21 protein-coding genes and 1 riboswitch are annotated in these 22,191 nt (G+C 72.7%); of the genes, 7 read left to right on the top strand and 14 right to left on the bottom strand.

Annotated elements, in window-relative coordinates; translation table 11 throughout:
• Nucleotides 1-34: 34 nt before the first annotated feature.
• From ACZ6ZI_RS34540 to ACZ6ZI_RS34565, 6 genes are all read right to left on the bottom strand, one after another.
• Nucleotides 35-1,618: an ABC transporter substrate-binding protein gene (locus tag ACZ6ZI_RS34540; RefSeq protein ID WP_469527754.1), complete on the bottom strand. Its 1,584-nt coding sequence runs from the start codon at nucleotides 1,616-1,618 to the stop codon at nucleotides 35-37.
• Between the two features lie 152 nt (nucleotides 1,619-1,770).
• On the bottom strand, nucleotides 1,771-2,565 hold the full coding sequence (locus tag ACZ6ZI_RS34545) for an SDR family oxidoreductase (protein WP_469527756.1): 795 nt from the start codon (nucleotides 2,563-2,565) through the stop codon (nucleotides 1,771-1,773).
• A 59-nt stretch (nucleotides 2,566-2,624) separates the two neighbouring features.
• A complete protein-coding gene (fabG, locus tag ACZ6ZI_RS34550; protein ID WP_469527759.1) occupies nucleotides 2,625-3,386 on the bottom strand; it encodes a 3-oxoacyl-ACP reductase FabG in 762 nt (253 codons plus the stop codon).
• A 122-nt stretch (nucleotides 3,387-3,508) separates the two neighbouring features.
• Nucleotides 3,509-3,892, bottom strand: a complete 384-nt coding sequence (locus ACZ6ZI_RS34555; protein ID WP_469527761.1) for a DUF3037 domain-containing protein — start codon at nucleotides 3,890-3,892, stop codon at nucleotides 3,509-3,511.
• Nucleotides 3,889-4,728 (bottom strand): HipA family kinase, encoded by an 840-nt coding sequence (locus ACZ6ZI_RS34560; RefSeq protein ID WP_469527764.1) that lies wholly within the window; start codon nucleotides 4,726-4,728, stop codon nucleotides 3,889-3,891. The genes ACZ6ZI_RS34555 and ACZ6ZI_RS34560 overlap by 4 nt, the downstream gene beginning before the upstream one ends.
• Nucleotides 4,729-4,746: 18 nt before the next feature.
• On the bottom strand, nucleotides 4,747-5,361 hold the full coding sequence (locus ACZ6ZI_RS34565) for a cysteine hydrolase family protein (protein WP_469527767.1): 615 nt from the start codon (nucleotides 5,359-5,361) through the stop codon (nucleotides 4,747-4,749).
• 127 nt (nucleotides 5,362-5,488) lie between these two features.
• Between ACZ6ZI_RS34565 and ACZ6ZI_RS34570 the strand changes: the two genes are divergently transcribed.
• Nucleotides 5,489-5,938, top strand: a complete 450-nt coding sequence (locus ACZ6ZI_RS34570; protein WP_469527770.1) for a pyridoxamine 5'-phosphate oxidase family protein — start codon at nucleotides 5,489-5,491, stop codon at nucleotides 5,936-5,938.
• Between the two features lie 90 nt (nucleotides 5,939-6,028).
• On the opposite strand, the gene ACZ6ZI_RS34575 is transcribed toward ACZ6ZI_RS34570, so the two are convergent.
• On the bottom strand, nucleotides 6,029-6,928 hold the full coding sequence (locus tag ACZ6ZI_RS34575; protein ID WP_469527772.1) for a LysR family transcriptional regulator: 900 nt from the start codon (nucleotides 6,926-6,928) through the stop codon (nucleotides 6,029-6,031).
• Nucleotides 6,929-7,001: 73 nt separating this feature from the next.
• On the opposite strand from ACZ6ZI_RS34575, the gene ACZ6ZI_RS34580 reads away from it, so the two are divergent.
• Nucleotides 7,002-8,018 carry a DMT family transporter gene (locus ACZ6ZI_RS34580; RefSeq protein WP_469527775.1) on the top strand — a complete coding sequence of 339 codons (1,017 nt, stop codon included), beginning with the start codon at nucleotides 7,002-7,004 and terminating at the stop codon, nucleotides 8,016-8,018.
• Between the two features lie 52 nt (nucleotides 8,019-8,070).
• Here ACZ6ZI_RS34580 and ACZ6ZI_RS34585 read toward each other — a convergent pair whose 3' ends face one another.
• On the bottom strand, nucleotides 8,071-9,402 hold the full coding sequence (locus tag ACZ6ZI_RS34585) for an aminotransferase class I/II-fold pyridoxal phosphate-dependent enzyme (protein WP_469527778.1): 1,332 nt from the start codon (nucleotides 9,400-9,402) through the stop codon (nucleotides 8,071-8,073).
• A gap of 37 nt (nucleotides 9,403-9,439) precedes the next feature.
• Between ACZ6ZI_RS34585 and ACZ6ZI_RS34590 the strand changes: the two genes are divergently transcribed.
• A complete protein-coding gene (locus ACZ6ZI_RS34590) occupies nucleotides 9,440-10,141 on the top strand; it encodes a pyridoxamine 5'-phosphate oxidase family protein (protein ID WP_363055189.1) in 702 nt (233 codons plus the stop codon).
• On the opposite strand, the gene ACZ6ZI_RS34595 is transcribed toward ACZ6ZI_RS34590, so the two are convergent.
• Both ACZ6ZI_RS34595 and ACZ6ZI_RS34600 read right to left on the bottom strand, forming a co-directional pair.
• A complete protein-coding gene (locus tag ACZ6ZI_RS34595) occupies nucleotides 10,123-11,163 on the bottom strand; it encodes a DMT family transporter (protein ID WP_469527781.1) in 1,041 nt (346 codons plus the stop codon). The two genes, ACZ6ZI_RS34590 and ACZ6ZI_RS34595, sit on opposite strands and share 19 nt — an antisense overlap.
• Nucleotides 11,164-11,377: 214 nt before the next feature.
• Entirely contained in the window at nucleotides 11,378-12,334 is a 957-nt protein-coding gene (locus ACZ6ZI_RS34600; RefSeq protein WP_469527782.1) for an EamA family transporter, read from the bottom strand.
• 170 nt (nucleotides 12,335-12,504) lie between these two features.
• Here ACZ6ZI_RS34600 and ACZ6ZI_RS34605 point away from each other — a divergent pair, with 170 nt between their 5' ends.
• A complete protein-coding gene (locus ACZ6ZI_RS34605) occupies nucleotides 12,505-12,933 on the top strand; it encodes a type II toxin-antitoxin system Rv0910 family toxin (RefSeq protein ID WP_469527784.1) in 429 nt (142 codons plus the stop codon).
• Nucleotides 12,934-13,118: 185 nt separating this feature from the next.
• On the opposite strand, the gene ACZ6ZI_RS34610 is transcribed toward ACZ6ZI_RS34605, so the two are convergent.
• Nucleotides 13,119-13,739, bottom strand: coding sequence for a PadR family transcriptional regulator (locus ACZ6ZI_RS34610; RefSeq protein ID WP_469527785.1), 621 nt, complete (start codon nucleotides 13,737-13,739; stop codon nucleotides 13,119-13,121).
• Between the two features lie 259 nt (nucleotides 13,740-13,998).
• Here ACZ6ZI_RS34610 and ACZ6ZI_RS34615 point away from each other — a divergent pair, with 259 nt between their 5' ends.
• Nucleotides 13,999-14,814: a PhzF family phenazine biosynthesis protein gene (locus ACZ6ZI_RS34615; protein WP_469527787.1), complete on the top strand. Its 816-nt coding sequence runs from the start codon at nucleotides 13,999-14,001 to the stop codon at nucleotides 14,812-14,814.
• A gap of 20 nt (nucleotides 14,815-14,834) precedes the next feature.
• Here the strand turns inward: ACZ6ZI_RS34615 and ACZ6ZI_RS34620 are convergent, their stop codons facing one another.
• Both ACZ6ZI_RS34620 and ACZ6ZI_RS34625 read right to left on the bottom strand, forming a co-directional pair.
• On the bottom strand, nucleotides 14,835-15,656 hold the full coding sequence (locus tag ACZ6ZI_RS34620) for a CPBP family intramembrane glutamic endopeptidase (protein ID WP_469527790.1): 822 nt from the start codon (nucleotides 15,654-15,656) through the stop codon (nucleotides 14,835-14,837).
• Nucleotides 15,657-15,743: 87 nt separating this feature from the next.
• Nucleotides 15,744-17,279 carry a glutamate-cysteine ligase family protein gene (locus tag ACZ6ZI_RS34625; RefSeq protein ID WP_469527792.1) on the bottom strand — a complete coding sequence of 512 codons (1,536 nt, stop codon included), beginning with the start codon at nucleotides 17,277-17,279 and terminating at the stop codon, nucleotides 15,744-15,746.
• A gap of 493 nt (nucleotides 17,280-17,772) precedes the next feature.
• Between ACZ6ZI_RS34625 and ACZ6ZI_RS34630 the strand changes: the two genes are divergently transcribed.
• On the top strand, nucleotides 17,773-18,393 hold the full coding sequence (locus ACZ6ZI_RS34630) for a hypothetical protein (RefSeq protein ID WP_469527795.1): 621 nt from the start codon (nucleotides 17,773-17,775) through the stop codon (nucleotides 18,391-18,393).
• 270 nt (nucleotides 18,394-18,663) lie between these two features.
• Nucleotides 18,664-18,852 carry a DUF5999 family protein gene (locus ACZ6ZI_RS34635; protein ID WP_007262885.1) on the top strand — a complete coding sequence of 63 codons (189 nt, stop codon included), beginning with the start codon at nucleotides 18,664-18,666 and terminating at the stop codon, nucleotides 18,850-18,852.
• A gap of 133 nt (nucleotides 18,853-18,985) precedes the next feature.
• Here ACZ6ZI_RS34635 and gcvP read toward each other — a convergent pair whose 3' ends face one another.
• Nucleotides 18,986-21,871: an aminomethyl-transferring glycine dehydrogenase gene (gcvP, locus tag ACZ6ZI_RS34640; RefSeq protein WP_469527797.1), complete on the bottom strand. Its 2,886-nt coding sequence runs from the start codon at nucleotides 21,869-21,871 to the stop codon at nucleotides 18,986-18,988.
• A 196-nt stretch (nucleotides 21,872-22,067) separates the two neighbouring features.
• Nucleotides 22,068-22,166, bottom strand: a riboswitch (glycine riboswitch).
• Between the last annotated feature and the right edge of the window lie 25 nt (nucleotides 22,167-22,191).

The raw sequence follows: 22,191 nt of genomic DNA on the forward strand, positions 1-22,191 counted from the left end.
CGACCCGGCCGGCGCATCGCGCCGGCCGGAGCCGTCACCAGCTGGTCTTGCGGTACAGCTCCCACATCTGCATGGCGGTCTGCGGGTCGAGGGCCCGCTCGGCGCCGGCGATGTCCTCGCGCGCGCCGACGTAGAGCTTGCCCTGCCACAGGGGCAGCAGGCGGACGTCCTGGGCGAAGATCTGCTGGGCCGTCTCGAACTCCTTGACGCCGGCCGACCGGTCGCCCTCGCGGCGGGACTTGGGCAGCAGTTCGTTCATGATCTGCGGCGGCTCGTAGGGGGTGCCGACCGCGTTCTGCTTGCCGACGAACGGCGCGATGAAGTTGTCCGGGTCCGGGAAGTCGGGGAACCAACCGCGGCCGAAGACCGGGTACTGGCCGCTCTTGTAGCCCTCCTGGAAGGCGATCCAGGGCTGGCCGCGCAGGTTGACCTTGAAGAGGTTGGTCTCGTCGAGCTGGCGCTTGATCTCGGTGAACTCGTCGGCGGTGGAGGCGCCGTAGCGGTCGGTGGTGTACCAGAAGGTCAGTTCCACCGGGGTGGTGATGCCGGCGCCGTTGAGGATCTTCTTGGCCTTCTCGACGTTGGCGTTGCCGTAGAGGTCGAAGAACGGCGTCTTGTGGCCCACGACGCCCTTGGGGACCATCGAGTAGAGCGGCTCGGCGGTGCCCTGGTAGACCTTGGAGACGATGGCGCCCCGGTCGATGACCTGGGCGATGGCCTGGCGCACCGCGGGCTTGGCGACCTGCGGGTCGTTCGGGTTGAAGACCAGGTAGCGGATCTCGGCCCCGACGTTCTCCACGACCTGTACGCCCTGGGCGTGCGAGGCGGGGGTCTGGAGGTCCTTGATCTCGGCGGCGGAGAGGCCGCGGTAGGTGGCGTCGATCTCCTTGCCCTTGAGGGCCGCGACCATCTTCTTGGAGTCGGAGAAGTAGCGGATCGTGACGCCGTCGTTGCGGCGATTGGCGAATCCGGCGTAGGTCTCGTTGCGGCCGAGGACGGCCTCGCCGTCCTTCTTGTACGAGGTGAGGACGTAGGGCCCCGAGCCGGTGATCGCGCCGTCGTCGCGGATCTTGCCGGCGGGGTACTCCTTCGGCGGGACCAGGGAGGCGGCCGGCGAGCCCAGCACGTACGGGAACGTCGCGTCGGGGGTGTTCAGGTGGAAGACGACCGTGAGCGCGTCCGGGGTCTCGATCTTCTCCAGGGTTCCGAAGAGCCCGGCGGGACCGAACTTGTGGTTGATCGTCTTGATCCGGTCGAGGGAGTGCTTGACCGCCTTGGAGTCGAGCGGCTCGCCGTTGGAGAACTTCAGGCCCTTGCGCAGGGTGCACCGGTAGGACTCGTTGGCCGCGTCGGTGAACTCGCAGTTCTGCGCCGCGTCGGGCTGCGGCTTGGTGCTGCCCGTCGGGAAGGCCAGCAGGGTCTGGTAGACGTTGCGGTACAGCTCCCAGGAGCCGTCCCAGGCCGCCGCCGGATCGAGGGTGCTCGGGGCACTGGTGGTGCCGACGACGATCCGCTTCGCTTTGTCGCCGCTGTCGTCCGAGAACAGACCGCATCCGGAGAGCAGGGATATGGACGCAACGGCCGCAGCGATCTGCAGGCATCTGGTCCGGTTGAACACGTGCACGCTCCTCGATCAGCCAGGGGTGCGGCAGACCCTACCGCAGTGCATCACAAATCCAATGGGCAGGTTTCGTGAGGCACTTGACCGATTACGTGCACATTAGGTACGCATTTGCCTCCCTCAAGGAGGCAAATGCGTCCGTTTATCGGTCAGTGCACTCCGGCATTGAGGAACATTCCTCCATCGACCACCAGAGTTTGTCCCGTGATCCATTCCGCTTGTGCAGATGTCAGGAATGCGGCGGCTCCTCCGATGTCCTCGGGGACACCGAGCCGGCCCAGCGGGTAGGCGGCCGCGGCCTCCTGCTCGCGGCCCTCGTAGAGCGCCTGGGCGAAGCGGGTCTTCACCACCGCGGGGGCGATCGCGTTCACCCGCACGCCCGGCGCCATCTCGTGGGCGAGCTGGAGGGTCAGGTTGACCATGGCCGCCTTGCTCATCCCGTACGCGCCGATGAAGGGCGAGGCGGAGATGCCGGCGATGGAGGCGATGTTCACGATCGCCCCGCCGTTCTCCTTCTGCCAGGCGTGCCAGGTCCGCTGCGCGAAGCCGAGCGCGGAGATCACGTTCGTCTCGAACACCTTGCGCGCGACCCCGAGGTCGAGGTCGGCGATCGGCCCGAAGACCGGATTGGTGCCCGCGTTGTTCACCAGGAAGTCGACCCGGCCGAAGGCCTCCATGGTGCGTTCCACGGCGACGGCCTGGTGGGCCTCGTCGTGCGCCTTGCCCGCCACCCCGATCACCCGGTCCGCGCCGAGCCGCTCCACGGCCTCCTTGAGCGCCTCCTCGTTGCGCCCGGTGATGCAGACCCGGTCGCCCCGCGCGACGAGCGCCTCGGCCACTCCGTAGCCGATGCCCCGGCTCGCGCCGGTGACGAGCGCGACCCGCCCGCTGTCGACGCCGCCGTTGCCGGCGGCCCTGTCGCCGCCCGTGCCGTTGTCCGTCATTTCCTGCGTCCTGTCTCTCGTGGACTCGTGGACTCGTGGACCCGCGTCGTCGGCGGTCGTCAGTTGAGCGGGCCGCCGGCCACGTACATGACCTGGCCGGAGACGAAGCCGGCCGCGTCGCCGGTGAAGAAGGCGATGGCGTTGGCGATGTCCTCGGGGCGGCCCACGCGCTGGACGGGGATCTGGGTGGCGGCGGCGGCCTGGAACTCCTCGAAGCCCATGCCGACGCGGGCGGCCGTCCGCGCGGTCATCTCGGTGACGATGAAGCCGGGGGCGACGGCGTTGGCGGTGACGCCGAACTTGCCGAGCTCGATGGCGAGGGTCTTGGTGAAGCCCTGGAGACCGGCCTTGGCCGCGGCGTAGTTGGCCTGGCCGCGGTTGCCGAGCGCCGAGCTGCTGGAGAGGTTCACGACGCGGCCGAACTTGGCCTCCACCATGTACTTCTGACAGGCCCGCGCCATCAGGAACGCACCGCGCAGGTGGACGTTCATGACCGTGTCCCAGTCGGTGTCGCTCATCTTGAAGAGGAGGTTGTCGCGGAGCACGCCCGCGTTGTTGACCAGGATGGTCGGGGCGCCGAGCGTGCTCGCGACGCGCTCGACGGCCGCCTCCACCTGCGCGGCGTCGGAGACGTCGCAGCCGACGGCCAGGGCCCGGCCGCCGGCCGCCGTGATCGCCTCCACGGTGTCCTTGCAGGCCGCCTCGTCGAGGTCGAGTACGGCGACGGCGCGGCCCTCGGCCGCCAGACGGACGGCCGTGGCCGCGCCGATGCCACGGGCCGCCCCGGTCACGATCGCGACGCGCTGCTCGGTGGTGGACATGCTGGATCTCCTCGCCCTTGAGAACGGCCGCCCGAGGTGAGCAACCGCTTAGTAGCTTCAGCTGAGGAGACGCTAGGAGCCGTGGCACCCCGTGTCAACGGGACCCGGTACGGGCGGGCCGATCAGCGGACCAACAGGTCCAGGAGGCGTTCCAGCTCCGCCTCCGGATCCGCCGTCAGGCCCGTGTGGACGGGCCCCGGCTGCACCACCGTGCTGCGCGGGGCGATCAGCCACCGGAACCTGCGCCCCGGCTCGTCGCCCGCCGCCTGCCCGGCCCGCTCGCCGCCCGCGCACAGCCCCTCGACCCCGCGCAGCGCCGCCCGGACCCCGGCCACGTCGGCCGCGGGGTCCAGGGCGAGGAGCTTGGCCTCGTCGAGATGGGTACGGGCGGCCACGTAGGAGCGCGCCCGGCAGTAGACGACGACGCCGGCGTTGAAGCACTCGCCGCGCTCCATCCGGGGCACCACGCGCACCAGCGCGTATTCGAACACGTCCCGCTTGGTCACTCGCTGTCGCTCTTCTTCTTGTTCGGCTGGGGGGCGAGGCGCTCGGCGAGCCACCCCGGCGGACCGGATCGGGGCCGGACCTCGGCCTCCATCGTGATCCTCTCGTGGATCGTGGCCGCGCGGGGCAGCAGGGCGTCGACGTAGGCGCGTCGGACCGCGTCGGTGGTGTCGAAGCCCGGTTCGTCGACGAGCCACTCGTCGGGCACGTCGGCGGTGACCTCGGTCAGCAGCTCCTCCGTCACCAGCGGGGCCAGCTCGGCCGCGGCGGCCGCGATGTCGGGGCCGACGGGGGCCAGCGCGTGGTCGGAGGCGTTGTAGGGCTTGGCCGCGGCCGCCCGGGCGGTGGGCCAGTTGTGGTGCCAGATCATGGTCGCGCCGTGGTCGATCAGCCACAGGTCCCCGTGCCAGACCAGCATGTTCGGGTTGCGCCAGGACCGGTCGACGTTGTTGATCAGGGCGTCGAACCAGACGACGCGCCCCGCCTCGATCGGGTCGGCCGCGTAGGCGAGCGGGTCGAAGCCGAGCGAGCCGGGCAGGTAGTCCATCCCGAGGTTCAGGCCGCCGCTGGCCTTCAGCAGCTCCTGCACCTCCTGGTCGGGCTCGGCGAGCCCGATGACGGGGTCGAGGTCCATGGCCACCAGCCGCGGGACGCGCAGGCCCAGCCGCTGGGCGAGGCGCCCGCAGACCACTTCGGCGACCAGGGTCTTGCGTCCCTGACCGGCTCCGGTGAATTTCATGACGTAGGTACCGAGATCGTCGGCCTCGACGATCCCCGGGAGCGAGCCGCCCTCACGCAAGGGCGTGACGTAACGGGTCGCGATCACTTCGGACAGCATCCGCCCAGGTTACGGGGGTCAGCGCGCGGAGTCCCACTGGTCGAGCAGCGCTCCGGCCGTGGTGATGGTCGCCACGAGCGCGAGGGAGTTGCGGATCACCTCGGCGGTGCAGGAGGCGGGGACCCCGGCGATGGCGTCGGCCGGGACGACGACGTCGTAGCCGAGGTTGACCGCGTCGAAGACCGTGTTCGGGATGGCGATGTTGGAGGAGACGCCGGTCACGACGAGGGAGCGGACGCCCAGGTTGCGCAGCAGGGCGTCCAGGTCGGTGCCGGCCATCGGGGAGAGCCCGTGCAGCCTGCGCACCACGAGGTCCTCGTCGGCGACGGTGATCGGGGCGGCCACCCGGACGGCCGGGCTCCCGCTCAGCTGGCGGACGGGGAGCCTCCCGGCGGCCCGGAAGAGGCGCGCGTTGGCGTTCGCCCCGCGCCCGTCGGGGCGCCGTTCGGCCACCGCGTGCACCACCTGTACGCCGGCGGTCCGCGCGGCGTCGACCAGCTCGGCCACCCGCCCGAGCATCCCGGAGCGGCGGGCCTCCTCGGCCAGTTCGGGCAGGGCGCTCTCTTCCCCCACGACACCGTTCTGGCACTCGACGGTGAGCAGCGCGGTCGTGGCGGGATCGAGTTCCTGCATGGCTCCCCCTGGTGTGGCGGCGGCGGAGCCCGCATGATTCCTGACACACAGTCAGATGTGAAGGGGTGCGGAGCCGATGGACGAGGCGAAGACGGCACGGACGGCCCAACGAAGGGGCCGGCGGATCATGATGTCCGACGCGGAGGTGGACGCCTTCCTGCGCGGGCAGCGGACCTGCCGGGTGGCCACCGTCTCCCCGGACGGGCGGCCGCACGTGGGCGCCCTGTGGTTCGTCTGGGACGGCGCCTCGTTGTGGCTCTACTCGATCACGCGCAGCCGCCGCTGGTCCGACCTGCGCGCGGACCTGCGGATCTCGGTCGTGGTGGACGCCGGGGAGTCCTACGACGAGCTGCGCGGGGTGGAGCTGTCCGGCCGCGCCGTCTTCGTGGGCGAGGCGCCGCGCACCGGGGAGCCGTGCCCGGAGCTGGAGGAGCCGGAACGGCTGTTCCCCGTGAAGAACTTCGGGATCCCGACGATGCCCCACGACGGCCGCCACGCCTGGATCCGGCTCACTCCGGACACGGTCGTGTCCTGGGACTTCCGCAAGCTCGGGGGGACCGGGGCCGGGGCCCGCTGACGACGCCCCTCCCGCCGCGGACCGCCCGACCCCCTCCCACCGCGGACCGCCCCCGACCCCGTCGCCTCGGGCGTACCGCCGGCCGGCCGCTCAGACGCGTGCCGCCGCCTCGTGCAGGGCCTCGACGGCCGCCCGGATGGAGGGGCGGCGGCCCGCGTCCGCCCGCCAGACGACGTAGACGTGCCGTCGTACGGTGTCGCAGACCGGCAGCAGCCGCACCCCCGCGGGCACGGGCCCACGGCCGAGCCGGGGCGTCACGCACACGCCCAGCCCGGCTTCCACGAAGGCGAGTTGGGTGTGGTGCTCCTCGGCGATGTGCGCGATGCGCGGTTCGATGCCGGTGCCGCGCAGGGTGAAGACCAGCCACTCGTGGCAGAACTGGCCCTCGTTCCAGGAGATCCAGTCGTCCTCGGCGAACTCCGCGAGGGAGATCCGCGTCCGGTCGGCCAGCGGGTGGTCGGCCGGGACGGCGATGTCGACGGCGTCGTCCAGGAGGTGCGCGCGGGTCAGTTCGGCCGGCACGGGCATCCGCTTGTTGTGCCAGTCGATGGCCAGGGCCAGGTCGAGGTCCCCGCGCACGACCGCCGCCATGCTCTCCTCGGGCTCCCGCTCCCGCACCAGGGCCCGCAGTTCGGGATGTCCGGCGCGCAGCGCCCGCAGCGCGCCGGGCAGCAGTCCGCGCATGGCGGTGGGGAAGGCGCCGATCTTCAACTCCCCTACCGCGCAACCCCGTTGGGCCTCGACGTCGGCCTGGGCCAGTTCGACCTGGGAGATGATGCGGGCGGCGTGGTCGGCCAGCAGCCGGCCCGCGTCGGTGAGCCGGACCCCGCGGCCGTTCCTGGTCAGGAGCGGCTGGCCCACCTCCCGCTCCAGCTTGGCCATCTGCTGGGAGACGGCGGACGTGGTCACGTGGAGTCCGCCCGCGGCTCCGCTGACCGAGCCGTGGCGGGCGAGGGCGTCGAGGGTGCGCAGGCGCTCCAGGTTCAACATGTAAGCGATGCTACGTCGTCACGGCCAGCAAGTCTCGCTTGTCCTACGAGATCCCGCGCAGCAGAGTGGGCACATGAGCGCCCCCGCCCCCTCCCGCCCCCACCCCTCCCCCTCGACCTCCCCCGCGCCGACGGCGCCCACCGCACCGACCGGGCGGGCCTGCGCGCCCGCGCCCGGCGCCGCCGCGGTCGGCCCCGCCGTACGCCGCCCGGACTGGCGGCTGCGCTTCGCCTTCCTCTCCGTGGTCTGGGGATTCAGCTTCCTGCTGATCAAGGTGGGCACGGAGGCCTTCGCCCCGTTCCAGGTGGCCCTCGGCCGGGTCCTCTTCGGCGCGCTCGCCCTGCTGGCCGTGCTGGCGGTCCGCCGCGAACCGCTCCCCCGGGGCCCGCGGACCTGGGGTCACCTCACGGTCGCGGCGCTGCTGCTGAACACCCTGCCGTTCTCGCTGTTCGCGTACGCCGAGCTGTCCATCCCGTCGAGCCTGGCCGGGATCTGCAACGCGACCTCCCCGCTGTGGGGCATGGCGCTCTCGCTGGTCGCCCTCTCCGAGGACCGTCCCACGCGCCGCCGCTTCGTGGGCCTCGGCATCGGCTTCCTGGGCGTGCTGACCGTCCTCGGCGCCTGGCAGGGCTTCTCCGGCATCGACGCCCGGGGCACCGCGCTCGCCCTGCTGGCCTCGCTCTGCTACCCCATCGGCTGGATCTACGTCCGGCGCACCCTGGCCGGCACCCCCGGCTCGCCGGTGGCGCTCACCGGGGCGCAGCTGATGGTCTCGACGCTCCAGCTGGCCGTCGTCAGCGCCCTGTTCACCTCGGCCCCCGCCGGCTTCCCCCTGTGGCCGACGCTGGCGGTGGTGGCGCTCGGCGCCCTCGGCACCGGAATGGCGCTCCAGTTGCAGTACGGGCTGGTGACGGAGGTCGGACCGACGACCGCGCAGATGGTCACGTACTTCATCCCGGTGATCGCCACCACCGCGGGCGTCCTGGTCCTCGGCGAGCAGCTGCACTGGAACACGCCGGTCGGCGCGGTGATCGTCCTGGCGGGCGCGGCCCTCACCCAGGCCCGCCCGGCGCCCGCCAAGAGCGCCTGACGGGACCTCCCCGGGGGACCGCCCCCGCGCCGGCCGGGCGCTCCCCGGTCCGTCAGTCGAAGCGTCCGCCCGCGACGGGGCGCACCGCCCGGTCCACGGCGTCGGCCAGGGTCTCCACCTCGCGCGGGTCCAGGTCCGAGACGGTGATCCGTACGCCGGGTCCCGACTCCACGCGGAACCGGGCTCCGGCCGTGACCCCCCAGCCCGCCGTCAGCAGCCGGGTGACCACCGCCGTCTCGTCGGCGACGGGGATCCAGACGTTCATCCCGCTCCGGCCGTGGGCGGCCACCCCGCGCGCCGCGAGCGCCGCGATCAGGCCGTCGCGGCGCAGCCCGTAGGCCCGCGCGACCGCCGTCGGGTCCACGGCGCCGGAGCCCCACAGTTCCACCACCGCGTACTGGAGCAGCCGGCTGACCCAGCCCGGCCCCAGTCGCTGCCTGCCGCGCACCCGGTCCAGGGTCACCGCGTCCCCCGTGAGCACGGCGAGGCGCAGGTCGGGCCCGTACGCCTTGGCCGTCGAGCGGATCAGCGCCCAGTGGCGGGTGGTGCCGCCCACGGGGTGCAGCGGCAGGTCCACGATGCCGTCCCCGTGGTCGTCGTCGACCACCACCACGCCGGGGTGCCCGGCCAGCAGTCGCCGCAGTTCGGCCGCCCGCTCGGCGCCGACCGCCGCGCCGGTGGGGTTCTGCGCGCGGGCCGTCACGACCAGCGCGCGGGCGCCGGCGGCGAGGGCCCGCGCGACCGCCTCGGGCCGGGGCCCGTCGTCGTCGACGGCGACGGGGACCGGCGTGAGCCCCAAAGCGGGCACCAGGTCCAGCACGCTGCCCCAGCCGGGGTCCTCGACGGCCACCACGTCACCGGGCCGCAGGTGCGCGGCCAGGACCCGTTCGATGCCGTCCGCCGCTCCGGAGGTGACCGCGATGTCGGCGGCCCGGACTCCGTCGCGCGCGAAGCGTTCCCGGGCGAGCCGTTCGAGGTCCTCCACGACGGGGGCCTCGCCGTAGAGGGTCGGCGAGGCCGCGTACCGCAGGGCGGCGGTGCGCAGCGGCCCCTCCAGCGAGGGCAGCAGCCCCACGGCGGGATTGCCCCGGGTGAGGTCCCGTACGTCGGCCGGCACCGCCGTGCGCAGCGCGTCGCGCGGCGTGGTGGCGGGGCGCGCGAGCACGCGGCTGCCGCGCCGCCCGTCGGTGCGGATGACGCCGCGTTCGCGCAGGGTCCGGTACGCGGCGGCGACGGTGTTGGGGTTGACGCCCAGCTCGGCGGCCAGCTCGCGCATGGGCGGGAGCAGCCGGTCGGGCGGCAGCGCGCCCGTGGCGACGCCGTTCTCGATGCTCGCCGCGATGTCGGATGCGCGGCTGCCTGTGATCCGATAGTCTCCTAGCACAAAGTTCATTATGCACTAGCGCAATGGAGTTCGCATCATGGCCACCATCCAGGCACCGACCGGGTCCGCCGGGACCCCCGCCGCGCCCTCCTCGTACGAGCCCACCGACCGCACCGTCCCGAGCCGCTCCCGGAACCGGGCGCACTACGACCGCGAGACGGTGCACTCGATACTCGACCAGGCCTACGTCTGCCACCTCGGCTTCGTCCGCGACGGTGCCCCCGTGGTCCTGCCGACCCTCTTCGGTCGGGTCGGCGAGACCCTCTACGTCCACGGCTCCACCGGATCGCGCCCCCTGCTGGCCGCCGGCAAGGCCGACCCGGGCCTGCCGGTCTGCCTGACCGTGACGCACGTGGACGGGCTGGTGCTGGCGCGCTCGGCCTTCCACCACTCGATGAACTACCGCTCGGTGGTCGTGCACGGCGTCGCCCACCAGGTCACCGACGCGGACGAGTGCCGCATGGCCCTCGACGCCCTCGTCGACCACGTGGTCCCCGGCCGCTCCGCCGACTCCCGGCCGGCCAACGCCAGGGAACTGGCGGCCACGGCGGTGATCCGCCTGGACCTGAACGAGGTGTCCGCGAAGATCCGTACGGGCGGTCCGAACGACGACGCCGAGGACGAGGGACTGCCCTTCTGGTCGGGCGTGGTCCCGGTCGCGCCGGCGTACGGGACCCCGATCCCGGCCGCCGACCTGACCCCCGGCGTCGCCCTGCCGGACTACCTCGCCGCGCTCTGAGGCTCGGGGGCGCTCCCGCCCCCGAGCCCCCCGTCCCGCGGCCGGCCCGACCCGCCCGCCGCGTCACCGCCGCTCGACCCGGCGCCGGAGCCCGTCCGATCCAGCGGCCCGCGCGCCTCGGACACGATCAACGCGCCGACCGACGACAGCAGCAGGACGGTGCCCAGCACCACCGCGCCGGTCAGCCGCTCCCCCAGCAACCCCACGGCGAGGGCGGCGGCGCTCACCGGCTCGATCAGCATGATCACCGAAACGGTCGCGGCCCGTACCGAAGCGGCTCCCGTGAAGTAGAGCGCGTACGCCAGGGCCGTGGGCACCACGGCCACGTACACCAGCAGCGCGAGCACCCGGCCCGGTTCGGCCGTGTGCGGCAGCAGCCCTTCCGACCAGGCGAGCGGCAGCAGGCACACCGTGCCCACCCCCGCCGACCACGCGGTGGTCACCAGGGGGTCGCCGCCCTCGCCGCGCCGACCGAGCCACCTGGCCCGCAGTGTCATCCCGGCGTACCCGGCGGCCGACAGCAGCGCCCAGCCGACCCCGAGCGGCCGCACCTCGGCGTCCCCGCCGCCGAGCACGAGCACGCCCAGTCCCGCGAGGGCCCCGCCGACGGCGACCGCCCCGCCCGCGCCCAGGCGTTCGCCCATCCAGTGCCGGCCGCCGAGCGCGATCAGCACGGGTCCCGCTCCGAGGGTGACCACGGTGGCGACGGTCAGGCCGGTGTCCCGCACAGCCGCGAAGTAGGCGGCCTGGAACAGGGTGAACAGCAGGCCCGTGCAGATCAGCGAGCGCGCCGAGGGGCGCCGGGCCGCGGGGCGCCGCCGGGCGGCCGCGGGTCGGCGTACGGCGAGCACCGCGAGCAGCACCGCCAGGCCGCCCGCGCAACGCCAGAAGGTGAGGGCGAGCGGGCCCAGGTCACTGGCCGAGAAGAGGAGGGACGCCGCGGCGCCGGCGGTGCCCCAGGCGGCTCCGGCGACGACGAGGTAGAGCAGGCCGCGCCCGAGGGCGGGCGAATGGTTCGACACGTGATGTCTCCGCGCGTGCGTGAAGGATGAGGAGGAAGGTCATCGCTTCGCGGGCAGCGCCGACGGACCCGGGGCGTCCCCGGGTCGGTCGTTCGGTGTGTGGAGGCCGCCCGCGCTAGGCGGCGGGAGGCGGAAGCACGGTCGAAGGCATGGACAGCACCCTACGCGGTACCCGGCCGGCGCGCTCCGGCCGCCCTCTCCCGAAGGTCGCGACCTACGCCGCGCTCGTCTCCCGGTCCGGCTCGGCGGGAGCCGGGGCGGGCGTCCGCTCGGCCCGCGCGGACTGGGCGATGAAGGCACCGCCGAGCACCAGTCCGCCGCCCACGATCTGCGGGAGCGAGAGGTGTTCGCCCAGCAGGATCCACGCGAGGACGGTGGCGATGACGGCCTCCAGGCAGGCCACCACGCCCGCCACCTGCGGGGACAACCTGCGCACCGAGACGACGCCGGTCAGGTACGCGAACACGGTCGCGATCAGCACCACCCAGCCGAGCAGGGCGAGGGCGGGGACGTCCAGCTTCCCCAGCGGCGCGTCGCCGCCCAGCACGCCCCAGTCCATCTCCCAGGGCCGGGCGATCACGGTCATCACGGCGGCGCCGATGAGCATGCCGTACGCGATCACGCCCAGCGGGTCGGGCGCGTCCTCGCCGTCCGCGCCCTGGTCGGCGAGGACGAAGTAGAAGGCCTGGCAGCAGGCGGCGCACAGGCCGAGCAGCACGCCCAGCGGGTCGAGGCTGAGCCCCGCCCAGATCTCGACCACGCAGGCCAGCCCCACGACGGCCACGGCGGCGCCGGCCGCCGCGGCCCGCGTGACGGGCTTGCGCTGGACGAAGCGGATCCAGCCGAGCAGCAGGGCGGGGCCGAGGTACTCCAGCAGCAGGGCGACGCCGACCGGGATCCGGGACAGGGAGGCGAAGTAGAAGGCCTGGACGCCCGCGACGGCGACGAGGCCGAAGCCGGCGAGCAGCAGGGGTTTGCGCAGCAGCAGGTCGCGGTGGCGCCAGGCCAGCGGGGAGAGCACCAGGGCCGCCCCGGCCACCCGCAGCCACACCACGTGCAGCGGGTCCAGACCCGCCTCGATCAGCGGCTTCGCCGCGACTCCGGAACCACCGAACGCACACGCCGAGACGAGGGCGAGGCCCAGTCCGGCGTTCTTCCCTGACGCTTGCATCCGGCCATCATGACAGGCGGGGTCAGGAGCGTCATCGGGGTGACACCTGTTGAGACACACCCGAGATCCATTCGCCGGCCACCCTTGAATCTGACAGGTCGTCAGTCTTGAATGTTCCGGTCGCCGGGGTTACGTTCCGCCGCACGTACCCGACGAGAAGGGGTGGACCCATGGCCGAGGTCACCGCGGAATCACGCATCGAGGCGCCCGCCGCGAGGCTCTGGGCCCAGCTGACCGACTGGGACGCGTACGGGCAGTGGAGCATGACGCACACCGACTTCCCCAAGGGCGGCCCCCAGAGCCTCGCCGTCGGGATCACCTTCTCGGAGAACATGAAGATGATGGGCTTCCCCGCGGAGGTCCTCTGGACGGTGTCGGAGCTGGAGGACGAGCGCCTCTTCGCGATCACCGGAAAGGGCCCGATGGGCGTGGCGGTCCTCACCCGGTACACACTGACCGCCGACGGCGACGCCACGACGGTCCGCATCGACGGGGAGTTCAGCGGCGCGGCCGTGTCCCTGATGGCGGGCAAGCTCAAGGACTCGGCGACCGCCGCGCTGAACGAGTCGCTGCGCAAGCTGGCCGCGCTGGTGGCCTGAGCGGCCCACCCCCGACGGACGCCGGACGGACGGACGACGCGGCGACGGGGGGGGGGGGGGGGGGCGGGGGGGGCGGGCGGGGGGGGGGGGGCGGGGGGGCGGGCGCCGGGGGGGGGGGGGCCCGGCGCGCCCCCCCCCCCCCCCCCGGCGCGGGGCCCCCCCCCCCCCCCCCCCCCCGGGCCGGCTCAGTGCTCGTCGGCCAGGATCAGGTAGAGCTTCTTGCGGGCGTCGTTGATCACCGCGAGCGCCTTCTCGCGCTGCTCGGGCGAGCCGGTCTTGAAGACCTGCCCGAACGCCTCCATCAGGCCGACCCCCGCGGTGCGGACCTCGTGCATCGCCTCGAAGTCGAAGCCGCGCCCGGCGTCCGCCCAGGGGGCGTCCGGTCCCGATTCCGCCTCGGTGCGGCCGGCGTCGGTGAGCGTGAACAGCTTCTTGCCGCCCTCGCTCGCACTGGTGATGAGCCCCTCGTCCTCCAGCAGCTGGAGGGTCGGGTAGACCGAGCCGGGGCTGGGCTTCCAGGCTCCGCCGCTGCGCTCGCCGATCTCCTGGATCATCTCGTAGCCGTGCATCGGCCGGTCCGCGAGCAGGGCCAGGATCGAGGCCCTCACGTCTCCCCGGCGGGCCCGGCCGCGCGGTCCGCCGCGCCCGCCCCGCCCGCCGAAGGGGCCCCCGCCGAAGGGCGGCCCGAACGGCCCGAAGGCGGCGCGCAGCCCCCTGAACTCCTCCCGACGGTCCGGCCCGCAGTGGCCGTGACCGCGTCCGTGGTCGTGTCCGTGCCCGTGGTCGTGCTGTCCGTGTGAACGCATCGCCGCGCTCCTTTCGTCATCGCTCGTCGCGTGTGCGGTCGCCGTCACGATCGACGACTCCTTCACTATCACTGATCCATCGCGATGCGTCAACGATATATCGGAAACTGTTTCCGACTGTCGGCGACCGCTCGTACGGGGTCCCCGTGAAGCAGCAGGTCAGAGGGGGACGCACCCGAATGGGCCGACCGGGCGGTCCAGGCCAGTCGTCCCGGATTGGCCTTTGTCCGCGTTCGCGACCCCGCCCTACGGTCGGCCCATGCGCATCCGAATCGTCGACGCCTTCACCGACCGCCCGTTCCAGGGGAACCCCGCCGGGGTCCTCCTGCTCGACTCGTTCCCCGACGACGCCTGGCTGCGGCGGGTGGCGGCGGAGGTCAACCTCTCCGAGACCGCGTTCGCCCACCCCCTGCCGGCCGGCGGGGACACCGACTGGGCACTGCGCTGGTTCACCCCCACCGCGGAGGTGGACATGTGCGGCCACGCCACCCTGGCCACCGCCCACGTCCTGCGCGAGACCGGCCTGGCGAAGGGCACCGTCCGCTTCGGCGCGCGCTGCGGGGTCCTCATCACCCGGGCCGCCGAGGACGGCACGATCACGATGGACTTCCCGACCTCGACGCTGACCCCCGTCGAGGCGGACCCCGAGGTCGGCCGGGCCCTCGGGGCCGAGATCCTCTCGGTCCACGACACCTCCGCCCACATCGGCGACCTGGTCGTCGAGCTGCCCGACGAGGCGGCCGTACGGGACCTGCGGCCCGACCACGCCGCGCTGCGCGCCCACTCCCGCCGGGGCGTGATCGTCACCGCGCGGGCCGAGGACCCCGCGCGCGGCTACGACTTCGTCTCCCGCGGCTTCTTCCCGGCCGTCGGCATCGACGAGGACCCGGTCACCGGCAGCGCCCACACCGCGCTCGCCCCGTTCTGGGCCGAGCGGCTGGGCCGGACACGACTGACGGGCCTGCAGGGCGGCGCCCGCCGGGGCCTGGTCGAGGTCGAACTGGCGGGTGGGCGCACGCTCCTGACCGGGCGCGCCGTCACCGTGATCGACGGCGAGCTGCTCACCGCCCCGTGACCCGGGCCGCCCCGTGACCCCTACGGGGTGGGCAGCCAGCCCACCTTGCCCGCGAGCAGCGCGTATCCCCCGAAGGCCACGATGTCGAGCAGGGCGTGGGCGACGACCAGCGGGCCCACCCGGCCCCACCGCCGGTAGGCGAGGACGAAGACCACGCCCATCACCACGTTGCCGATGAACCCGCCGATGCCCTGGTAGAGGTGGTAGGAGCCGCGCAGCACCGAACTGGCGACCAGCGCGGCCATCGGGGACCAGCCCAGCCCGTCGAGCCGGCGCAGCAGGTACGCCAGCACGATGACCTCCTCCACCACGGAGTTCTGCACCGCGGAGAGGATCAGTACGGGGAACTTCCACCACACGTCGGGCAGCGCCTCCGGCACCACCGTGAGGTTGAAGCCGGAGGCGCGGGCCGCCAGGTAGAAGGCCAGTCCGGCGCTGCCGATGCCCGCGGCCACCAGGGCGCCCCGGGCGAGGTCGCCGCCCGGTCGGGTGCGGTCGAAGCCGAGCACCCTCAGCCCCGGCACGCCCTCACGGGTGAGCAGGTGGGCGACCAGCAGGACGGGAACCAGCGCGCTCGCGATCCCGAACAGTTGCCAGGCCAGGTCCAGCCAGGGCCGGCCGGGGGCGTAGGAGCCGTTGAGGGTGGCGGCCTGGTCCGCCAGCCCGCCCGGTTTGGTGAGCGAGCCGAGGAAGCTGATCAGCGCGGACACACCGCTGGCGCCCAGGGAGAGGGCGAGGACGAGCAGGGTCTCGGTGCGCAGCAGGTTCCGCCGCCGCTCGTCCCCCAGCTCCACGACCACCGGTTCCGGCTCCGCCCGCACGTCCGACTCCCGTCCGCCCATCCCGCTGTGACCACCCCATACTGCCTCCTCGGCGGCGGGGGCGGTTCGACGGGACGGGCGTACGGGGCCCGGACCGGGCGCCGCCGCTCAGCGGCGGGCGGCGGCGGGGGCCTCGACCCCCTGTTCCGCGATGCCCACGGGCCAGGTGTGGACCGGGTCCCCCTTGTGCATCAGCTCGCTGTAGCGGCGGGTGGTCGCGGCCAGCGCGGCGTCCCGTTCCAGCCCGCCCGCGAGCGCCCGGTGGTAGGTGTCCACCTGCCAGGTCGCCCCGTTCACCCGGCGGCGACAGCGTTCCTCGATGATCCCGAGGTAGTGGTCCCGGTCGGCGGGCTCGATGCCCCAGGCGTCCAGCCCGGCCGCGGCCATCGGCAGCAGTTCGTCGAGCACGAGCCGCACCGCCGGTACGCTGACCAGCCCCCCGGCCCGGCCCCGACGCGGCCAGTGCAGCCGCGCGTCGATCCCGTACCGGCAGGCCGCGTCGAAGTTGGCCTCGGCCTCCGCGAACCGCATCCGCGTCCACACCGGGCGCTGTTCGTCGGCGAGGGTGCGGACGAGTCCGTAGTAGAAGGCGGCGTTGGCGACCACGTCGGCGACGGTCGGCCCGGCCGGCAGCACCCGGTTCTCCACCCGCAGGTGCGGAACCCCGTCGGCGACCCCGTAGACGGGCCGGTTCCAGCGGTAGACCGTGCCGTTGTGGAGCACCAGCTCCTGCAGGCTCGGCACCCCGCCCTCGGCCAGCACCCGCAGCGGCTCCTCCTCGTCACAGATCGGCAGCAGGGAGGGGAACCAGCGCACGTTCTCGGCGAACAGCTCGTACGCGGAGTCCACCCACCGCTCCCCGAACCAGGTCCGAGGCCTGACCCCCTGCGCCCGCAGTTCGGGCGGGCGGGTGTCGGTGGCCTGGGTGAACAGCGGCGGACGCGACTCCCGCCACAGCTCCCGCCCGAACAGGAACGGCGAGTTGGCCCCCACCGCTATCTGTACGGCCGTCACCGCCTGCGCCGCGTTCCACACGTCGGCGAACCGCGCGGGCGTGACCTGGAGGTGGAGCTGTACGGAGGTGCAGGCGGCCTCCGGCACGATGGAGCCGGTGCTCCAGGTGAGCCGCTCGACCCCGTCGATGTCGAGCGTGAAGTCCTCCCCGCGCATCATCAGGATCTGCTCGTTCAGCAGGGAGTAGCGGTCCACCGCCGACAGGTTGGCCGGGGCCAGGTCCGCGCGGGAGATCGTCGGCAGGATCCCGATCATGACGACGCCCGCGTCGATCTGCGCCGCCTGCCGGTGCGCGTAGTGCAGTCCCGCGCTCAGTTCTTCGGCGAGCTGGTCGAATACCCGGCCGTCGAGCCGGTGCGGAAGGACGTTGACCTCCAGGTTGAACATCCCCAGTTCCGTCTGGAAATCAGGACTCGCTATTCGCTCCAGCACCTCCGCATTCACCATCCGCGGCAAACCGTCGGAACCGGCGAGATTCAACTCGATCTCCAGCCCCATCATGTTCTTGGGGCGATCGAACCTCTTCTCGGCCAGAAGCCGCTCCAGTCCCTCCAGGCACTCGTGAAGCTTCCTCCGATACCGTTGCCGATCGGACAGGTCGAATCCGCCTGCCACGACCTTCTCCCCCATCGAAGCGTCCCTCCTCGAGTGGCCCGGCCGTTGCCCCCGGGCGCGCGTTACGGTCGATGATGCCCAGGCGTCGTGATCCATAACGCCGGGGCGACCGGTCCGCCGGAGAGCGCGCGCCGGTATGGCCGGATGGGCGCTTCGGCACATTCACCTGGCAAGGCGACATCGGAAAATGCGACGTCGACTTTGCCGATTCCGGATAGCCGACACTTTCCAGCCGAGCACCCTTCCGGTAACCTCCGAGGTCAGCGCGTCATGTTCGCGCACATTGGGCATGAATAGCACGACAGTGGGACCGGAAGAGGACTTGCCGGCAATGGCGGGGACAGGTAGCCGAAACACTGCGTGAACACATGTCGTATAAACTCCGCAAACGAGGCAGAGAGTTGGCGCGCGGCCATTGCCCCAATGCCCACCTCTGACCCCAGAATGCGACAGCGCCGTCCGCACCTTCCCCTGCACCACAGGTCTCCCAAGTGAGAGGCGACCCACCATGCCGCTGCATGTCCCCCCGGCCCCCGCGCCCGCCCTGCGCAGCGTCCTCGCGGCACTCGGTTCTCCCACCGCCGTCCACGAGGCGCACACCCCGACCCTGCGCGCGGTCCAGGGTCCGACCACCGCCGAACTCCCCCTGCCGGTCCACGTCCTCGACCGGCTGGGGATGTCGGGCGCGGCGGGAGACGGCAGGCCTCCCCGTACGCGGCTCACCGCGTGGCGCTTCCTGATCCGCAGCGGCGACCGCTTCGTGGCGGCGGCCGACACCCGCCTGACCGCGGACGGCTGGACCTTCTCCCACTTCTTCGAGGGCCCCTACGTCGCGGCCACCGAACGGGCCCTGCGCCAGGCCGAGTCGCTCGGCAAGAGCTACCAGCCGCGCCTGCTGTCCGTACCCGAGCTGTACATGCTGACCCTGTGGCTGCACGGGGCGGTCGGCGCCGACGCCGCCGCCGGCCTGCCCGCCGCCACCGACCTGCTGGTGCCACTCGCCCCCGCCCCGCCCGGCATCGCCCCGTACCGCCCGCACACCGTGTCCGAGCTGCTCCCCGTACTGACCCACCGGCTGACCCCGCCGGCCCCTCCCGTCCCTCCGACCCTGGCCGCCCCGGCCGCCTGAGGCCGCCCACCCATCCGGCCCATCCGGCCTAGTCCGCTCGGGTCATCCGCGAACCACCCAAAATGACAGGGGAGTTGGCCTGAACCGCCCGCACGGGTGATGCGTCCTCAATCCATGAGGACAGCTGCCGGGAAATACCTGCGAAGCAGCCGTCGTGGGGGAAGACTGAGGACATCCTCCCCGCAGGTGCGGGGACGACCCAGGGGGACGGCCATGAATCACGCATCGAGCCGTAGCGAACAGACCACACCGCAGCGAAAGAACGCATCCATGTGCCAGCACCAGCCTGCCTGCCCGTCATCAGAGTCCGCCGACCGGGAGGCCGCGCGCCCGGTGGCCAACCACCCGGAACAGGGCTGGAGCCTGCTGTGCAACGGCGTCCTGCTCTTCGAGGACACCGGTGAACTCCTGCCGGACGGCCAGATCATCGCCCCGCACCGCCCGCTCGCGGCGGCGTAGCGGCCGACGGGCACGCACGGGCGGACGTACGCACGCACGGACGCACGAGAAGGGGCCGGTCCCGGAGCGCGAAGCTCCGGGACCGGCCCCTTCGACGTGTCCCCACGTCACGGCGGCGGACCGCCGGGCGGGATCAGTTGTCGTACTCGTCCAGCGGCGGGCAGGAGCACACCAGGTTGCGGTCGCCGAAGGCGCCGTCGATCCGGCGCACCGGCGGCCAGTACTTCTCGGACGGGTTCACGCCACCCGGGAAGACCGCGTCCTCACGGCTGTACGGGTGGTTCCACTCGCCGCCCAGGGCCGCGGCCGTGTGCGGGGCGTTGGCCAGCGGGTTGTCCTCCAGCGGCCACTCGCCGCCCGCGACCCGCTCGATCTCGTGACGAATGGCGATCATCGCGTCGCAGAAGCGGTCGATCTCGGCGAGGTCCTCGGACTCCGTCGGCTCGATCATCAGCGTGCCGGCGACCGGGAAGGACATGGTCGGCGCGTGGAAGCCGTAGTCGATCAGGCGCTTGGCGATGTCGTCGACGCTGACGCCCGTCGCCTTCGACAGCGGACGCAGGTCGATGATGCACTCGTGGGCCACCAGGTTGCCCGGGCCGGTGTAGAGCACCGGGTAGTGCGGCTCCAGGCGCTTGGCGATGTAGTTCGCGCCGAGCACGGCCACCTGGGTGGCGCGCTTGAGGCCCTCGCCACCCATCAGGCGGACGTACGACCAGGAGATCGGCAGGATGCCCGCCGAACCCCACGGGGCGGCGGAGATCGGACCGACGCCGGTCTCCGGACCCGCGGTCGGCTGGAGCGGGTGGTTGGGCAGGTACGGGGCCAGGTGCGCCCGGACCCCGACCGGGCCGACGCCCGGGCCACCGCCGCCGTGCGGGATGCAGAAGGTCTTGTGCAGGTTCAGGTGCGAGACGTCGCCGCCGAAGTGACCCGGCTTGGCGAGGCCGACCAGGGCGTTCAGGTTGGCGCCGTCGACGTAGACCTGACCGCCGGCCTCGTGCACCTGCGCGCAGATGTCGGCGACGTGCTCCTCGAACACGCCGTGGGTCGACGGGTAGGTGATCATCAGCACGGCCAGCTCGTCACGGTACTGCTCGATCTTGGCCCGCAGGTCCGCGGCGTCGACCTCGCCGTCATCGGCGGTCTTGACGACGACGACCTTCATGCCGGCCATCACGGCGCTCGCCGCGTTCGTGCCGTGCGCCGAGGACGGGATGAGGCAGATGGTGCGCTGCTCGTCGCCGTTGGCCCGGTGGTAGGCGCGGACGGCCAGCAGCCCGGCCAGCTCGCCCTGGGAGCCGGCGTTCGGCTGGATGGAGACCTTGTCGTAGCCGGTGACCTCGCAGAGACGTTCCTCCAGCTCGGTGATGAGCGTGAGGTACCCCTCGGCCTGCTCGACCGGGGCGAACGGGTGCAGCTGACCGAACTCGGGCCAGGTGACCGGCTCCATCTCGGTGGTCGCGTTGAGCTTCATGGTGCAGGAGCCCAGCGGGATCATGCCGCGGTCCAGCGCGTAGTCCTTGTCCGAGAGGCGGCGCAGGTAGCGCAGCATCGCGGTCTCGCTGCGGTGCTGGTGGAAGACCGGGTGGGTCAGGTACTCGTCCGAACGCAGCAGGCCCTCGGGCAGGGCGTCGGCGACGGAGGCGTCCAGCGCCTCGATGTCGGCGGTGACGCCGAAGGCGGCCCAGACGGCCTCGACGTCCGCGCGCAGCGTGGTCTCGTCGCAGGAGACGGAGACGTGGTCGGCGTCGACGCGGAAGAGGTTGACGCCGCCCTCGCGGGCCGCGGCGACGACCTCGGCGGCCTTGCCGGGCACCCGGGCGGTGACCGTGTCGAAGAAGGAGCCGTGCGTGACCTCGACCCCGCCGGCCGTCAGGCCCGCGGCCAGGATCGCGGCGTAGCGGTGGGTGCGACGGGCGATCGTGCGCAGGCCCTCGGGGCCGTGGTAGACGGCGTACATGCCGGCCATGACCGCGAGGAGCACCTGGGCGGTACAGATGTTGCTGGTGGCCTTCTCGCGGCGGATGTGCTGCTCGCGGGTCTGGAGCGCCAGGCGGTAGGCCTTGTTGCCGTCCGCGTCCACGGAGACGCCGACGAGGCGACCGGGCAGGGAGCGGGCGTGCTTGTCCTGGACGGCCATGTAGCCGGCGTGCGGGCCGCCGAAGCCCATCGGGACGCCGAAGCGCTGGGTGGTGCCGACGGCGATGTCCGCGCCGAGGGAGCCCGGGGAGGCCAGCAGGGTCAGGGCGAGCAGGTCGGCGGAGACGGCGACGATCGCGCCGAGCCCGTGCGCCTGGTCGATGACCGTCTTGATCTCGCGCACCGCGCCGGAGGCACCGGGGTACTGGACCAGGACGCCGTAGACGCCGCGCTCGGCGATCTCGGCCGGGATGCCGTCGGAGAGGTCCGCGACGACGACCTCGATGCCGATGGGCTCGGCGCGGGTCTCGATGACGGCGATGGTCTGCGGCAGGGCGTCGGCGTCGACGAGGAAGACGTTGCCCTTGGACCTGCCGACGCGGCGGGCCAGGGTCATGGCCTCGGCGGCGGCGGTGCCCTCGTCGAGCAGGGAGGCACCGGAGGTCGGCAGACCGGTCAGGTCGGCGACGACGGTCTGGAAGTTCAGCAGCGCTTCGAGGCGGCCCTGCGAGATCTCGGGCTGGTAGGGCGTGTACGCCGTGTACCAGGCCGGGTTCTCCATGACGTTGCGCAGGATGACCGGCGGGGTGAAGGTCCCGTAGTAGCCGAGGCCGATCATGGAGGTGAGGACCTGGTTGCGGTCGGCGAGCGAGCGCAGCTCGGCGAGGACCTCGGCCTCGGTCCGCGCCTCGGGCAGGTTCAGCGCCTCGGCGGTCTTGATGACATCCGGCACCGCGGCGGCGGTGAGTTCGTCCAGGGAGCCGTAGCCCACCTGGGCGAGCATCTTCGCCTGCGCCTCGGCATCCGGGCCGATGTGGCGCTGCTCGAAGGGGATGCCCTGCTCCAGCTGAGCGAGCGGAATGCGGTTGGCGGTCATGACGGAGGCCTCCTGGTCGTATGACCTGCGAGGGGCACCACGGCGCGGGCACCCGGACGGCCTCCCCCTCTGTCATCTCAACCTGAGAGCTTCACCGGGCCCCACGGGGGTCTCCCGTGCGGTCCGGCTTTCACCGTCGGTGAGGCGCGGAACCGGTACTGCGTGCCCGGTACCGCCCCTGCTTTCCAGAGTGGCCTCGTCGCGTGCGGTACGTATGCCTGAGAGATTCCGGGGAGGATTTGCTCCTTCGGCGCCTCCGTCGAGCTCACTCGGAGGACTCTCCCGCACAGGGTCAACAGCCGTCACCCAGCCTACCAGCG

The sequence above is a fragment of the Streptomyces sp. NPDC103540 genome (genome assembly GCF_055584445.1).